The organism is Streptomyces sp. NPDC048506 (assembly GCF_040651315.1).
Classification (GTDB): Bacteria; Actinomycetota; Actinomycetes; order Streptomycetales; family Streptomycetaceae; genus Streptomyces.
Genome location: NZ_JBEZIX010000074.1, coordinates 1 through 14,520 on the forward strand (window position 1 = coordinate 1; position 14,520 = coordinate 14,520).

Annotated in this window: 14 protein-coding genes and 5 pseudogenes; 11 read left to right on the forward strand and 8 right to left on the reverse strand. The window is 65.6% G+C overall.

Features of this window, described 5'->3' with window-relative positions; genetic code table 11:
• On the reverse strand, positions 1-1,585 hold a 1,585-nt coding region (locus AB0C96_RS38905), incomplete at its 3' end, for a DUF4158 domain-containing protein (protein WP_362924497.1).
• Between the two features lie 97 nt (positions 1,586-1,682).
• Here AB0C96_RS38905 and AB0C96_RS38910 point away from each other — a divergent pair.
• Positions 1,683-2,300: pseudogene (locus AB0C96_RS38910) on the forward strand (HNH endonuclease family protein); the annotation flags it as partial.
• Positions 2,301-2,532: 232 nt separating this feature from the next.
• Positions 2,533-3,036 (forward strand): hypothetical protein, encoded by a 504-nt coding sequence (locus tag AB0C96_RS38915; RefSeq protein ID WP_362924499.1) that lies wholly within the window; start codon positions 2,533-2,535, stop codon positions 3,034-3,036.
• Here the strand turns inward: AB0C96_RS38915 and AB0C96_RS38920 are convergent.
• Positions 3,018-3,602 carry a YrhB domain-containing protein gene (locus tag AB0C96_RS38920; protein WP_362924501.1) on the reverse strand — a complete coding sequence of 195 codons (585 nt, stop codon included), beginning with the start codon at positions 3,600-3,602 and terminating at the stop codon, positions 3,018-3,020. The two genes, AB0C96_RS38915 and AB0C96_RS38920, sit on opposite strands and share 19 nt — an antisense overlap.
• Before the next feature lie 398 nt (positions 3,603-4,000).
• Between AB0C96_RS38920 and AB0C96_RS38925 the strand changes: the two are divergent.
• A pseudogene (locus tag AB0C96_RS38925) lies at positions 4,001-4,503 on the forward strand (IS110 family transposase); the annotation flags it as partial.
• A 1,225-nt stretch (positions 4,504-5,728) separates the two neighbouring features.
• Here AB0C96_RS38925 and AB0C96_RS38930 read toward each other — a convergent pair.
• On the reverse strand, positions 5,729-5,863 hold the full coding sequence (locus AB0C96_RS38930; protein ID WP_362924503.1) for a hypothetical protein: 135 nt from the start codon (positions 5,861-5,863) through the stop codon (positions 5,729-5,731).
• Positions 5,864-5,940: 77 nt separating this feature from the next.
• Between AB0C96_RS38930 and AB0C96_RS38935 the strand changes: the two genes are divergently transcribed.
• The 5 genes and pseudogenes from AB0C96_RS38935 to AB0C96_RS38955 all read left to right on the forward strand — a co-directional run bounded on the left by AB0C96_RS38935 (position 5,941) and on the right by AB0C96_RS38955 (position 9,543).
• Positions 5,941-6,216: a hypothetical protein gene (locus tag AB0C96_RS38935; protein WP_362924505.1), complete on the forward strand. Its 276-nt coding sequence runs from the start codon at positions 5,941-5,943 to the stop codon at positions 6,214-6,216.
• Positions 6,217-6,267: 51 nt separating this feature from the next.
• Positions 6,268-6,585 carry a hypothetical protein gene (locus tag AB0C96_RS38940; protein ID WP_362924507.1) on the forward strand — a complete coding sequence of 106 codons (318 nt, stop codon included), beginning with the start codon at positions 6,268-6,270 and terminating at the stop codon, positions 6,583-6,585.
• Between the two features lie 3 nt (positions 6,586-6,588).
• The gene (locus AB0C96_RS38945; RefSeq protein ID WP_362924509.1) at positions 6,589-8,223 is read left to right on the forward strand and encodes an alpha/beta hydrolase; all 1,635 of its coding nucleotides are present in this window, start codon (positions 6,589-6,591) and stop codon (positions 8,221-8,223) included.
• 68 nt (positions 8,224-8,291) lie between these two features.
• Positions 8,292-8,831 carry a hypothetical protein gene (locus tag AB0C96_RS38950; protein ID WP_362924511.1) on the forward strand — a complete coding sequence of 180 codons (540 nt, stop codon included), beginning with the start codon at positions 8,292-8,294 and terminating at the stop codon, positions 8,829-8,831.
• Between the two features lie 175 nt (positions 8,832-9,006).
• A pseudogene (locus AB0C96_RS38955) lies at positions 9,007-9,543 on the forward strand (hypothetical protein).
• A gap of 95 nt (positions 9,544-9,638) precedes the next feature.
• On the opposite strand, the pseudogene AB0C96_RS38960 reads toward AB0C96_RS38955, so the two are convergent.
• From AB0C96_RS38960 to AB0C96_RS38970, 3 genes and pseudogenes are all read right to left on the reverse strand, one after another.
• Positions 9,639-10,076 (reverse strand): annotated as a pseudogene (locus AB0C96_RS38960) (transposase); the annotation flags it as partial.
• On the reverse strand, positions 9,995-10,396 hold the full coding sequence (locus tag AB0C96_RS38965) for a transposase (protein ID WP_362924551.1): 402 nt from the start codon (positions 10,394-10,396) through the stop codon (positions 9,995-9,997). The gene AB0C96_RS38965 and the pseudogene AB0C96_RS38960, both read right to left, overlap by 82 nt.
• Before the next feature lie 175 nt (positions 10,397-10,571).
• A complete protein-coding gene (locus AB0C96_RS38970; protein ID WP_362924553.1) occupies positions 10,572-10,901 on the reverse strand; it encodes a GNAT family N-acetyltransferase in 330 nt (109 codons plus the stop codon).
• On the opposite strand from AB0C96_RS38970, the gene AB0C96_RS38975 reads away from it, so the two are divergent.
• Positions 10,794-11,090, forward strand: coding sequence for a hypothetical protein (locus tag AB0C96_RS38975; RefSeq protein ID WP_362924559.1), 297 nt, complete (start codon positions 10,794-10,796; stop codon positions 11,088-11,090). The genes AB0C96_RS38970 and AB0C96_RS38975 overlap by 108 nt on opposite strands.
• A 323-nt stretch (positions 11,091-11,413) precedes the next feature.
• Complete coding sequence (locus AB0C96_RS38980) at positions 11,414-11,701, forward strand: hypothetical protein (RefSeq protein ID WP_362924513.1); 288 nt, start codon at positions 11,414-11,416, stop codon at positions 11,699-11,701.
• A gap of 26 nt (positions 11,702-11,727) precedes the next feature.
• Here AB0C96_RS38980 and AB0C96_RS38985 read toward each other — a convergent pair.
• Positions 11,728-12,369 (reverse strand): annotated as a pseudogene (locus AB0C96_RS38985) (IS5 family transposase); the annotation flags it as partial.
• A gap of 146 nt (positions 12,370-12,515) precedes the next feature.
• Here AB0C96_RS38985 and AB0C96_RS38990 point away from each other — a divergent pair.
• Positions 12,516-12,812, forward strand: coding sequence for a hypothetical protein (locus AB0C96_RS38990; RefSeq protein ID WP_362924515.1), 297 nt, complete (start codon positions 12,516-12,518; stop codon positions 12,810-12,812).
• Between the two features lie 902 nt (positions 12,813-13,714).
• Here the strand turns inward: AB0C96_RS38990 and AB0C96_RS38995 are convergent.
• On the reverse strand, positions 13,715-14,224 hold the full coding sequence (locus AB0C96_RS38995; protein WP_362924517.1) for a hypothetical protein: 510 nt from the start codon (positions 14,222-14,224) through the stop codon (positions 13,715-13,717).
• Positions 14,225-14,520: the final 296 nt, after the last annotated feature.

The window sequence follows — 14,520 nt, forward strand, 5'->3', positions numbered from 1 at the left end:
AGACCATCGCCTCGAAGTGCCGGCGGACGAACTGCCCCGGCCTGCTCCTGTCGACCACGGCCTTCTGCCAGTTCTGCGTGGCGAACGAGATGTCGACCCGCTCCCCGTCCTCGCCGAGCGCGCTGATGTACTCGCCACGGGCGGCCTCGTTGCGCTGCGCGTGCGCGAGCGCGTCCAGCACCCGCCCGTCCTCCGAGGTGACGGTGAACTCCAGCTTCTCCGCCAGGTCGAACATCAGCGCCCGGTCCCGGCCGATCTGCCCGTACAGCAGCACCTCCCAGAAGTTGCCGTGATGGGCAGAGACCTTCTCGATCTGCTCGTACTGCTTCGCGAACCCGCCGAAGCCCTCCACGGTCTTCGTGACCGTTCCGAGCCCGCCGGACTGCACCAGCAGGGCCTTCGTCAGAGCGAGGACAGCCGGGGAGACCTCACCGCCCAGGCGACGGGCGATCTCCTCGATCGGCGCCTGCTCGTCCAGCCCCTCAAGGGCGGCCACGGCCTCGGCGGTCATCTCGCCGGCCTTCGCCAGCGCGACGTGAGCCGGACCATCCTCATCAATGTCCTTGAGCACGCTGCGGTAGTTGCCGATCAGCGCCTCGGTGATCTCCGCCTCGGCGAGCCGGATCGCCTCCAGCTCCTCCTTCGCCCTCTTGACCTTCGTCCCCATGCGCTTGCAGAGCATGGTCGCCAGATCGTCACGGACCCGCATCCTCGCCTTGTGCACCAGGCACGCCACCAGCGCGACCCGCTTAACCGGCGCGTACGCCTTGAGTTCGGAGGCGTCCAGTGAGTCCGCCTCGCCCGCGAAGTCAGTGATCTTCCGTGAGGCGACGCCGTCCATCCACACCGCGGTGTCGCCCAGGGCGTCGACCCAGTCCAGCTGCGTGAGAAGCTGCTTGAAGTGCGACCAGCTCGGGGCCTGGGCAGGCTTCTTCACCCGGTTGTAGGGCGTGGTGCCGTCCGCTTCCCGCTCTTCCAGCAGCCGCAGCAGGCTCGCCCGCTCAGGCGCGCTCATCCGGTCGTGGATGCCCGCGCAGATCGCGGCGTTCACCTCCCTGCGGACCGTCGAGGCCATCGCGTCGAAGGTGGAGAACGCCGGCAGCTCCAGCCCGGCCTCCACCACCTTCTCCAGCGCAATGTTGATCAGATCGGCTGGGCGGTTCTTCGCCGCGGCCTCCTTCCGGATCGACGCCTCCGCGACCCTGCGGGCCCCGGCCTGGTCGTACGTCGCCCCAACCCGGCGGCGCACCTCCGTGCGCTGACGCTCGGCCGTCCGGCCCGTTGCCCACAACGGCTTCGTACCCTCCGGCAACTCCACCGCGCGGCGGACGAAATCGACCACCATCTCCGGGTACTCGTCCGACTTCGGGAACCGGCCCATCCGCTGATAGGACTTCAACGCCAGCAGCAAAGCCAGCTGATGGCCGTCAGAATCCATCCGCTCAGCCGCCCACGCCGCCTCCTCCCGGGTCGGCGAGAAGAACAGATGCAGCTCATGCGCGGTGATCAGCCGCTTGAACCGCGGATACGCGGTCCGCTCGATCGAGGTCACAATCCCGCCCCGGGCCCAGACGATGGTCAACATCACCCCCAACGACACTGGGCCGAACGGGTGACGGCCGGACTGGCCAGAACACCAAGATCAACTATTGGCGGCTTCTGGGCTCACCTCGGCGATACCCCTGATGAAGACGGCTGCCCGCCCGCTCGCCGCCGCGGCCCTCGCCCTGCTCCCCCTCACCACCGCTACCCCCGCGCACGCCGCCGAGACCCTCAGTCTCCACGACGCCATCGAAGCCCTCCCCCAAGCCGCCGAGTCCCGAGACGGCTACGAACGCACCAAGTTCCGCCACTGGATCGACGAGGACAAGGACGGCTGCAACACCCGAGCCGAAGTCCTCATCGACGAAGCCCTCGACCCACCCACCATCGGCCCAGGCTGCAAGCTCACTGGCGGGAGCTGGTTCTCCTACTACGACGACAAGGTCGTCGACGGTCCCTCCGGTCTCGACATCGACCACATGGCGCCCCTGGCCGAAGCCTGGGACAGCGGCGCGTCCCAGTGGACCCCCGCCCGCCGCCAGTCCTACGCCAACGACCTCGACGCCGAACGCTCCCTCGTCGCCGTCACTGCCAGGAGCAACCGACAGAAAGCCGACCAGGACCCGGCCCAGTGGATGCCGCCGGCCACAGACACCCAGTGCACCTACCTCGCCGACTGGGTCGGCACGAAACTCCGCTGGTCCCTGACCGTCGACTGCGACGAACGCGACACCCTGCGCGAGCTCGCCACCGGCTGCGAAGCGGCGTGCAGTTCGTCCTTCGACATCTGCCCGTCAAGCCCAACTGGACCGACTCCATCAGCAGCCGGCGAAGCGACAGCTAAGAAGTCGGTTTCTCTCGTGTGGGTGAGCCCCGGCATCATGGTCGTCGGTAGGTTCATACGCGAGAGGACGAGTGCGGCGGGTGTCTGGAGGCGGACAGGCGGCTTTGACGGAGCTGTGGCAGCAGCGTTGGCCCAGTTGCCCTCCGGTGGGGTACAAGCTCCGTGACCCGTATCGGGATGTCTGGGTACGTTTTCACAGCCTGCCGGAGTCGAAGCGGTACGCCGAGGACGAGAGCGAGTACACCGTTGTCCTGGAGCGTTACAACACCGTCCTCGATGAGTTGTTCGCTGGTGCGGACGTGTATGTGATCACTCCGCTCTGGACCACCGAAGCCGAGGTTCCGTCATTCCCACCCGTCGCGAGGTATTGGCAGAGTCTGCTGGTGAAGGACGATCCTGACCCTGAGTTCCGCACGTACTGCCACCTCTTCGCCGCCCGCCGGCCCTGGCGGCGCGGCTGTATCGACGAGTTGCTCCGAGACATCGCCGACGACAAGGTGGCGGGAGTCCTCATCACCGACATCAGGATGCAGTGCATCCACCACCCCTACGACGGTGGCGCCGACGTCTTCCTCGCTACGCCCGAGGAACGGGACCGGATGCGCGATCGGCATGCCGACTGGCTTTCCAGTCATCCGTTGGGTCTTTGACCGGCTCGGATCACCGCCCCACTCAGAATGTTCTCCACAGCAAGTACCGGGTTGAGAGGCTCCACGAGTTCCTTGGTGGCGACGGCTACGAGGCGCGCGGGTGCATCACCGTCCAGCAACGCGCCCACGTAGTCGATGGCCTCCGCAGGCGAGAGCACGGGCAGCCTCTGGCGCAGTGTCCGCACAGCGTGCATGCGTCCGCGCGCAGCGGCGACTCCGCGTAGCGCATCGTGTAGATCGTCTACTGCTGTGCGCACCGATAGCCCACGTATCCGGGCTCGGTAGTCGGCCTCCCACTCCCCCGTCACCGCAGAGACGACGCCGATCTGGTGTAGTCCCCCGTCGACGCGGTCGACCAGGTACGGCCCATTGTCGACCAGCATGTACTCCGAGTTCCGAGTGCGTGCGAACTCCTCGGACTGCCGGGAGACGATCCACACCAGTTCGTGCTCCTCGACACGGACCACAGCCATCCGCATCGCGTCCACACTCACAGCCCGCCACTGCTGATAGTCGCGCTCCAGTTGCTCTTCAACAGCCCGAACGGCGGCTTCTCGCTCGATCACGCGTGCAGCATCCCGTACGGGCCGCTCTGTCGACCGGCGAATTCGCACGTCTCAGAGCCACGTACGAGGGGGCTGACGGACCTGCTTGCTCAGGAATACGACAGCCACGGAACGCGTGCTCTGCGCCTGTATCCAAGAATCGCGGGCGCAGCCTGGAGTGCTTTGACTGCACTCCCGTGGACCCCAGCAACTACGTGACTCTCCCGGCCTCTGGCACGCGCTGGCTGGCCGCGTGAGCCGAACCCCGTCCTGGCGACGCAGGCTGGGACGGGGCACACCCGGGCGGCCGCAGCACCGGCAAAGGCCGGCCGCCCGCTCCCTCACCCATTGAGATCAGGAGAAACCCAGCATGGCGCATCGTCGCGCCGTCTTCGCCGCCCCACTCGGACTGACCCGCCGACCTGGTGGCCGATCGAGTACGGATGATCAACCGGCTCCGCGACGTGCTCAGCGGCGTCTTTCCCGCGTTGGAGCGGGCTTTCGACTACTCGGCGCACAAGGGTGCGCTGGTGCTGCTGACCGGCTACCAGATCCCCGCCACCATCCGGCGCGGCGGCGGGCTCGACTGACGGCTTGGCTGGCCAACCGCAGTGTTCGGGGCGCCGATACGGTCGCCGCCACTGCCCTGGAAGCCGCTCAGGCCCAGCAGACCACGCTGCCCGGCGAGGACGTCGCCGCCCAGATCGTCGCCGACTTGGCGGCGCAGATCCTGGCTTTGGACGACCGTCTCCATCGGATCGACAAGCAGATCCGCGAGACTTTCCGCAGTCACCCGCAGGCCGAAATCATCGATTCTGATATGTCCGCCTACGCGGACGCCGGGCACCTGGCCTCGGCAGCCGGGCTCGTGCCCGTTCCCCGCGACTCCAGCCGGGGGACCGGCAACCTTGACCGGCCAAGGTCACTGGCGGGGTGGGCCGTTCAGCAGGTTGGTGACGACCTGCTGCGCAATCGGATCGTTGCAGGCATCGGCGAGTGCGAGAGCGAGCGGTTCACTGGCGGACCAGGTGTTAATCGTTCTGGTCAAATGGAGCAACACAGCAGGCCAACGACTCTGATCTCGGCAGAGAGTATAAGTGTGAACGGCACGGATGAGAGGGCGACGGAGCCCCGAAGAACGCGATTCGAAAGTGTACACAAGTGGGCTGCCACACTAACTGCTGTTGTTGCGCTTGCCTTCTCGATCTACAACTTCACAGAACTCCAACGGAAGCCCAGAATCGATGTGACACTTCCTCACTTGTTGCGCATCGGACCTGTAGACAACGGAACCGTGTTCCAGATTCAGCCGACGGTGTCCACCAGGTTCAAGACCCAGGATGTTGAGGTGATTCGTGATGCACATCTGCAACTGACTCCCGTTGGCTCGATCTCGTCTTTAAAGAAGCCGACTTTCTATTGGCACGAGACCGGAACATATGTATATGATTCCGCTTCGGGCCAGGTCAACTATCACTGGACCAGCGATCCTGCCCCATTCATCGTCAGCCAAGACAAACCTCAGCAGCCCACACTCAACTTCTGGGCCGACAACTGGACCTTCCAACCCGGCCAGTATGAGGGATCACTTCAGTTAGGACGGTCAGGGAATCGCAGTCCTTTGACCAGAAAATTCTGTCTGATCGTTTCAAAGAAGGCCGCCGATGAAGTCCACGGTGCAGAGCAGCGACAGATCTTTTTTTCCGCGACGACCTGCCCAAGTTCCACGCCTCTAGCAAATCTCCAGACTGCTACCGTAGGGAAACGGCTTGATAAGCGAGGCCCAGTTACGCGATCCGTGTGGCGCGTACCCTGCGCGGTCGGCCGGAAGCCTGCGGATGTTGCTGACTGCCGCGGTCTGTTCGCGTAGGCGCTGGATCTCGTCGTGCTGGGCGGCCAGTCGAGAGACCTCGAGTTCCTTGAACGCGGTGAGTTCCGCCACCTTGGCCTCCCGCTTGGTGAGGCGTTCCTTGGGCTCGGCGGCCTGTGCCTTGAGCCGCTCGATTTGCGCGACCCGCGCGTCGACGACACCTACCCGGTCTCTTGGAGGGCGCGCAGGCGCCGGTCGAACTCTTCGGCGAGGTGCTGGTAGGGGCCAGGGCGGGCGGTGCCGTCGCGGTTCTTCTTCGGGTAGAACGCGGTGCGGGTCACCCCGGCTTCGCGGCCAGGGTCTTCAGGTCGCACCCGCCGCCGGACGGGAGGTCGCCCTTGAGGAACCGGTCCATCGCGGCCCGAATGACGTCCTCGTTGCGGGCGCGGGTCTCTGCACTTATGCCAGCCATGGGGTGAGGTTCTCCTACTGAGGCTTTCGGCGTGAAGTCGGTGGTGACGGAGTCGCCGAGTGTGTCTGTCTGCGGCCGTGAGACGTCTGAGCGGCGACATCGAGCACTGCCAAACCCTCCGGCTCGACAACGACGGCGACGTGACCCAGGAGAAGACCGGCCCCGGCAGCGCCTGGATGGAGCTGATGCCGCTCTCCACAGGGGCATCGGCGTCTTCGCTGCTGCGGTCACCCCAGAGCCGCCCCGCCCGCCAGCTCTCGGTCTGGGGCGGGCCGTTTCTGCGGTTCTACCAGCAGCGATTTCCAGCCGGAATCCACTGCCCCGCAACCGCTCTGCCAGCCTCACCGTCGTGATCTTGTGGCTACTTCGCCAACAGGTTCGATCTACAGGGGGAACGCAGAGCTATGTCCAACGGCAGCATCTCGGTCACACCCGAGGAACTGCGGCAGGCGGCAGGCGCCGCAGACGCCATCAGCCAGGATCTCCAGGCTCCCATCGCCACAGCCAAGCGCAACATCGAAGCGGCCGGCACGGCGATGAAGACCTGGTACATCGGCCCGGACATGGAGCGGGTTGCCCATGACTGGGGTATGGCACTGGATGAGCTGCGCCAGCGGATCGGCGGCGGTAGCCCTGACAGTGCGGCGTCGCGCCTGCGGCGCACCGCGGACGGTCACCAGTTCAACGAAGACATAACCGCCCAGTCGTTCCAGGTGCGGTGACCAGTGCCCGAGAACTTCAAGGAACTTCTCAAGCAGGATTTCTCGGATTTGGAAGCTGCCGTCGGGTCTTGGCGGAAGCTGGCCAAGGAACTGGAGGAGGCTCAGGTCCGGCACCGGCACAAGGTGACCGGACCACTGCACGCCAGTGGGTGGCAGGGGGTGGACTCCCGCTACGCCTTCATGAAGATGGAGACGAGCGAGACCCAACTCGGCACCGCGCAGTCGGACGTCACCTCTATCGTCACCATCCTGGACACCGTTCATGTCGAGATGAAGTCGGCGCAGGACCAATTGCGTCAGAGTGTGCGCACAGCGGAAGCTGACGGATTCACCGTCGACGACCACGGCAACGTGACGGACAGCAGGTCCTGTCCTACCGCCAATGCTGACGATGAAGCGCAGGAAGACCATTCTGTGCGTGTCGCGGTGATGGCTGGCTACAAGAACGAGATCCAGTTCGCGCTCGATGAGGCAAGTACCGCTGACTGGAAGGGGACACAGCTCCTTAAGACGGTCGACGCCTTCACCCTCGACAAGGACTATGGCGCTCGGGCGGCGAGGGACGCCGCCCGCCAGGCCGCAGGCTTCGCCCATCTCGATGGGGACTCGATCCCCTCGAAGATGGACCCGAAGGAGAACGCCAAGTGGTGGGCGGGTCTGTCTGAACAAGAGCGGCAGGAGTACATCGACGCCTATCCCGAGAAGATTGGCTGGCTCGACGGCATACCCAGCGCCGACCGTGACGAGGCGAACCGCAAGACGGTGGACCTCTCGCTGGCGGAGTACGACATGAAGAAGCAGAACGGCGACTTGGGCATTCATGACCAGCGGCAGTACGACGGGCTTCTGAAGTTGCAGGACGCACTCGATCAGGCCGACGGCCGCAATGACGAGAACAAGCGGCTGTACGTGCTGGGGATCGACACCAAAGGAGACGGACGGGCAGTGGTGTCCCAGGGAAACCCGGACACCGCCCGCAACGTCGCCGTACAGGTTCCAGGCACCGACAACGACTTGACGAACCTCGACGAGCAGATCGACCGGGTGGATCGACTGCAGCAGGCAGCTCAGGACAAGGGCGGTGGAAATACCGCGGTGGTCTCATGGCTCGGCTACGACGCTCCTGAGGTAGACGGCAGCATGGTGACGACCGGGCGTGCCGAGCCGGCGGCGGGCGATCTGCGGAGCTTTACTCATGGTTTGCGTGAGGCGCACGACGGAGAGCGCGCTCACATGACGGTGCTCGGGCACAGCTATGGCTCGACGGTGGTGGGGGCTGGCGCAGCTGGCGGTCACGGCCTTGACGCCGACGACATCGTCTCGGTCGGCAGCCCCGGAATGACGGTGGACCACGCCAAGGATCTGCACATGGACCCTGACCACGTCTGGGCCGGCTGGGCGCAGGACGACATCGTCTCCACCGACGCCTCGGACAAATCTCTGGGCGAGAATCCCGCGGACAAGGAGTTCGGGGGCAAGGTGTTCGACGTGGACACCTCGGGTCACGGTGGCTACTGGGATGAGGGCAGTGAAAGCCTCGCCAACCAGGGGCGCATCATCGCAGGGAAGCGCCCCGGTGCCGGGGACTATCACGTGCCCCCGAAGGTGTCGCCCAAAACTGAGGGATCGCAGTGGTGAACCGCAGGATCCGGCATTCCGGACGTATCGGCTTGCTCATACTCGCCTTGCTCGCATCAGGAGGATGCATGAACGACTCCGGGAAGAATGATCCGTTGCCGGTCAAGAGCAAGGACAACGCTGAACAGTTGGTGCGAGGTTTGGTCGAATCGCTTGCCGGACAGTACTCGTTGAAGGTCGATGACAGCAGCGTGAACAAGGATTTCCGCGACTGCTTCGGCAAGAACCATGAGCACGCCAGCGATGGGCGCTTCGACCTGACGTACTCCGTGCGGGCAAAGCTTCCTGGGGACAAGCACGGCGAGGCGTTGCGCGTCATGCGCAAGAAGCTTGAGTCCTCGGGGTACAAGATCAGTGGCTACCGCGAGGACGCATCGGATGCCCTCATGGATGCCAAGGGAGGTCATGACAACCTGTTTGTGTCGGTGGAGAGTTACCAACCACCCACTGAACTGGTCTTCTCCGTCAACACTCCCTGCTTTTTGCCCCCCGGCGTGAAGCAGGAACAGGTCTCGGCTCCGGTGCCGCAGACCACCCCGACTGAGCCGCAGCTTGCTGCGGCGCCGAATGTGTCCACACGTCGCTTTGCCGAGAACCCCTTCGGCTGATACGCACAGTTCCGCTGATGCCGAAGGTGTCAGGGACGCGGCACTGCAATGGTGGACTCTTAGAAGCTGTTGTCTTTCCGAGTGTGATCGACGGGTTTCCGCTCGTCGTGGATAGGTGCGGTAGGCCCGTGGGAGTAGTGGCCTGTCAGGCTGTCGCTCCCCGGGGAGGTCTCGAATGCCGTCGGTTGTCGGACTACTGGAACAGCACGAGCTCGCTGCTCGGCGTCGAGTCGACAGGCTGCGTGAGGAAGCCGACCGTGTCCAGGCCGAGTTGGCTGCGGCCGAGCAGGAATGGCAGGAGTGGGTGATCGCCCGGCGGCGGGTCGACACGGTTCTGGCTCCAGACGGTGCCGCTGACGCCGGACCTCAGGCCGCCGCCGGTCCGCGGGAGGTGGACACACAGCTCACGTCCCGTGATGCGGCCAAGCCGAAGACGCAGGTGCCGGTGTGGAGTGAGGGGATGACCCCGTCGGTTCTGTCGGTCGACTACTAGCGCATCCTTCAAGCACTCGCGGACCGTGTCCGTCTCGGGCAGGGGCCGTTGACCTGCCAGGAGATGGCCGCGGTGTTCGGCATGGACGTGGTGCCAGCGCGGGTGGAGGCATTGCGGTCGAAGGCGAAACGCCTGGTCGCCCGCTGCTGGCTGGCCGAGCCGGCACCCGGCCAGTTCACCCTCGCCCCCGGTGTGGCTGGGCCAGACGGCGGGTCATGAGCCCGATCATCGACCAGTAGATCATCGCCTCGGCCGCTGGCGATGCGGCGCTCGAAGTCGCGGACCAGGCGGCGGCTTCGCATCAGGTGCGCGAAAAGGCGCTCAACGATCCACCGCTTGGGTAGCACCACGAACCCCTTCACGTTGTCGCTGCGCTTGATGATCGCCAGGACCAGGGTGAACGTGGCCAGGCAGTGCTCGATCAGGCTGCCGGTGTAGCCGCCGTCGGCCCAGACGAGGGCCAGGCGGTGGTGGGCGGTGGCCACCTGTTCCAGCAGGATGTGGGCGGCGGCGCGGTCGCCGATGTCCGCACTGGTGACCATCACGCCCAGCAGCAGGCCGAGGGTGTCGACCACGACGTGCCGCTTGCGTCCGTTAATCAGCTTGCCGCCGTCGAAGCCGCGGCTGTCGGCGCTGACCACGGCGTCCGCCTTGACTGACTGCGAGTCGATCACCCCGGCCGTCGGCCGAGTATCCCGCCCCGCCTTCTCACGGACCTGCCCGCGCAGCCGGTCATGGAACTCCCGGACCAGGTCGCGGTCGCGCCAGCGGCGGAAGAACGCATAGACCGGTCCCACGGCGGGAAATCCGCCGGCATCGCCCGCCACTTGATCCCGTTGTCCACGAGATAGGCGATCGCGTCCAGCATCGCGTGGTGGCAGTACGCCTCCGGCTGCCCGCCCCTGCCCCGCATCCAGCCCGGCACCGGCAACGGCGGCCGCACCACAGCCCACTCCGCGTCCGTCATGTCGGTTGGATAACGGCGCTTGCGCTGGGGATTGTCGGCAGCGTTTCCGAACCGGTGAGCCAGGCAGTCACACTCACGGGTGCCCGCGGTGGACTGCAAAGGCATCGGCACGCAAGACTGCGACACCAGGGCCTCCTGATGCTCGGTGATTCGACACCAGCGAGCTGTTCAGGAGGCCCCTCTTGCATGCGCCGAGCACCCGACGACCACCCGATCGGGACGACCGCTGTCCGCCTACGTGTGGAAGTGCAGAGCCCATGTGCGGGTGAACGCGCAGAGGCTAAGGAGCCTGCCTCACCCACCGGCGCATGCAGACCCGTGTCGAGAGATCGAGACCGAACGCGGCCTCGGCATCCAGGACCGTCCGCAGCCCATTAGTGAGCTGCGAGGGCGCCACTTCTTGGAAGCCCAAGCGCAGATAGTAGGGGGCGTTCCACGGAACTGTCCGAAACGTTGACAGGGTGAGCCCGGGCAGACCTTGATCGACTGCCCAGCAGGCAACGTGATCGATCAGTCTGCGTCCCAAGCCTCGGCCAGCCGCAACTGGATGGACGCTTACCTGCTCTATATGGGCGCAGCCATCGAGCAGATCGACGATCACGAACCCCATCGGGTTGTCGGCGTGGTCCACACCAACCCAGGCTTGTCCAACACGCTGGTATTTGGCCAATTGCCCTACGGAGAGTGGGGGGTTGTCGGCAACGTCGGCCATACCGATGCCCCGAAACGCTTCTCCTGCAGCCAGTTGGAGATCCGGCAGGTGCTCCAGATCATTCGGTTCAGCAAGCCGTATCCGTAGAGCATCGGCTCCTGGCGTCTTCATAAGCCGCGACTCAATCACGCCCAAACCGCTGAGTCCACTGTGCCGGTCGGGATCCCTGGGTTGGCCTCCGCCGCGACGTGCTGGGCACCTGTCAGGACGCTGACACCCTCCGCGCGTTCATCGACACGTGGCCCTGCATCTTCGCGAGTACGCCGACAACCGTTCGGTCACCAAGTCCCAGGAGCGGTACGACAACGGCTACTTAAGGGGCGACAGGCTGCGCGTACCCTGAAGGCGCTGGACGACAAGGCTGCCAACGGCCGTTTCCCTCCGTGATCACATGGCCTAGGGTGCGCATCATGAATGTCTCGAACAACATTTCGCCCGGTGTGCAGTTCCACGGGACCGTCATCCAGGCCGGCCAGGTAGGCGGCACCCGCGTCAGTTCGATCGACACCACCAGGATGGCCGCGAAGCTCGCGCAGAAATTGGACCAGGAGGGACCTCTGCTCGCTCTGACGACTGCGGGGCAGGCCGAGGCAGCCATCAGGCTCCTCGCTTTGGTGGCCGAAGATCACCCCCCGCTCGCAAGCGTGGCGGACAGGTTGGCCGAAGACCTGCAAGCCCGCCTCGACGTGCACCAGTAGCCCAGCGGACGGAGTAACTGATCGTTTCAGAATGCGGTGCGCAGTCGTCTCAAGCAGATGATGCTGTAGGCGAGTTCGAGGAGTCCTTGGTGGAGGTCGGCGCGTATTTCGTAGCGGATGCGGAGGCGTTTGAACTGGTGGAGCCAGGCGAAGGTGCGCTGCACCACCCACCGCGTCTTGCCCAGGCCGGAGCCATGCGGGGTGCCGCGGGGGCGATCTTCGGTGTGATGCCGCGCTTACGGATCGAACGCCGGCACTTGTCGAAGCCGTAGCCGCGATCCGCGAACAAGCGCCGGGGACGGTGGGGGGACGTCCTCCCAGCCCGCGGATGCGGGGTATCGCGTCCAGCAGTGGCATCAGCTCGGTGACGTCGTGCCGGTTGCCGCCGGTCAGTGACGCGGCGAGCGGAGTTCCGTGCCGCTCGCCGATCAGGTGATGCTTGCTGCCCGGCCTGCTCCGATCGCCCGGCGAAGGCCCGGTGTGCGCCCCCCTTTGAGGGCTCTGACGTGCGAGCCGTCCACTGCCGCGTCGTCCATCTCCAACAGACCGGACCTGCGAAGTGCAACAAGCATCGTCTCGCGCAGGCGGGGCCGTACGCCGGCCTCGGTCCAGTCCCGCAAGCGACGCCAGCAGGTCGCCCCGCCTTCACCTCGATTCGCGCTGGGCTCGGCAGCGGACGCACCGAGCTCGCCGTGATCCGGATCTGGGCACGCGAGAACGGTCATAGGGTCGCCGACGCGGGGATGGTCCCGAGGCGGATCCTGGCCCTGTACGACAACGCCCACCAGGCCCCGGTCACGAAGGCCAGCTGAGCGTGGATGCCGATGCGATAGCCCTGGACGGCTTCCTGGACGAAGAAACCGTGCCCGGCGACCTCCACGGCTCGACGGCGCGATTCCGGCTCGCCATCTCCCCCACAGACGAGCGTACGGACGGAATGATCCTGTCGTGCAGCGTCGCCGACCCGGTCTTGGCGCACGCCGTGCTGCATGACCTCCAGCCGGGAGACCAGCTGCGCGTCACCGGCTACCTGCGGCTGCCGCGCACACCGGACGATCCGATGTGGCTGGCCGTCGTTCAGCTCAAAGTCCTCGCCACCGCCCCACTGTGACTGCTTCTGCGTTAGGTGTGACGGAGTCGCCGAGTGTGTCTGTCTGCGGCCGTGAGACTTCTGAGCGGCTACACCGAGCACTGCCAGGCCCTCCGGCTCGACAACGACGGCGACGTGATCCGGGAGAAGACCGGCTTCGGCAGCGCCTGGATGCAGCTGGATGCCGCTCTCCACAGGGGCATCGGGGTCTTCGCTGCTGCGGTCACCTCAGAGTGGCCCCGCCCGCCAGCTCTCGGTCTGAGGCGGGCCGCTTCTGCGGTTCTACCAGCAGCGATTTCCAGCCGGAATCCCGTGCCCCCACTCCCCCTCCAGCGGAGACCCCGGGAGACAGGGCCGCGCCCAGTCGTCCCGCCGCTTCCCACACGAAGGTGAAGTCGGCCTCCCCGACGTCGGCAAGAGCTGCTCAAGAGGCGCATCGCCCAGGCGTCCCGCGGTGCGGAGTCGTCATAGGGGCCCGATTCTCACCGTGCGGCCATTCTCACGCCGGTGTCTCCCAGCTCCCGGCTGAGGGCAGAAGCGGGGAGAACGCACCGGAGATGGTTTACGTTCGAGGCATCCTTCCGGAAGGTGATGCGCCAGCTTCTTCGCGTGCTGCCGTTGTAGGTCGATTGGGCACGGCGGCACAGTGGAGTCGGATGGGGTGCCCCATCGAAGCGGCGCCCCCTATAAACGGAGGGCGCCTCTGATTCTTCACTGAGGACGATCCTAAGCGCACAACCTGCTTGCCGAGAGGTTGTTGATCAAAGCCAGGTGTGACTGAGCGGGCGAGAAGGCCCCTGAGTACTTGAGTTCGCCCCCCTGAGCTTCGGGGTTGGCTCGCAAACGGGGCCCACTGGCTCATTCGCTGGCCGACTGCGCTCCATGGCAGGCACACGCGCGAGTACGTGTCCACAGGTGCCGCATCACAGGTAGTCGAAGAACCGGATCCACCAGGTGGCTTCCCCGTAGGGGCTGCTGTGCTCGCCCAGAGGTGTCACCCCGTCGTAGGGGCGACGCAGGGCGGGTTCCGGGATCAGCACGTAGCCGAGGGAGGCCGCCGCGGCCTCGGCCGTACGGCGATCGGCAAGGGTCAAGGCCCCTTCCGTCTCCGCCTCATCCAGGTCCAGGTAGCAGCCGGGATTCTCCGCAGCGATGACGGCGAAGTCGCCGAAGTTGCTCAGCCGCACCGTGATCCGCTCCCCGGCCCCGGTCGCCTCGGCCGGGACGGTGATGACCGCATGGAAGCTCGCGTCCTGGACGGCAGTGTCGACCACACACTGGCAGCCAAAACCGGTCTGCAGCCGTTCGACCAGCGACTGAACGCGGGCGAGGGCCCGACGGCGGTCGAAGCCGTGGGGGAATTCCAGGTGGTCCGTGCCCTGCGCGCGATCAGCCGCACGCAGCACCGCATCGATGTCTATTTCATGTGCCACGGATCCTCACTGTCGCACACCCTCGGTGCGTGCTTTACGCGCCTCCGCTTACCGGAGCGCCGCTTTGGGCCAGTCGAGCCAGCCCAGCCGCTCAGTCACATCAGAGCCAGGGTCTTCTGTGCTTGAGTCCTCTCCCAGATCCCGACGCTGTCGCCGGTCAGGTCCTCCAACGTGAGGGTGCCTGGTGAGATCAGGGATGTGGACGACCTCGATGATCTCGGCGTCACAAGAGTGAGGGACAGCAGGATGCTCTCCAGACTATGAACGCAGGCCTGCGCACTTCAGCGCCGTCGCAA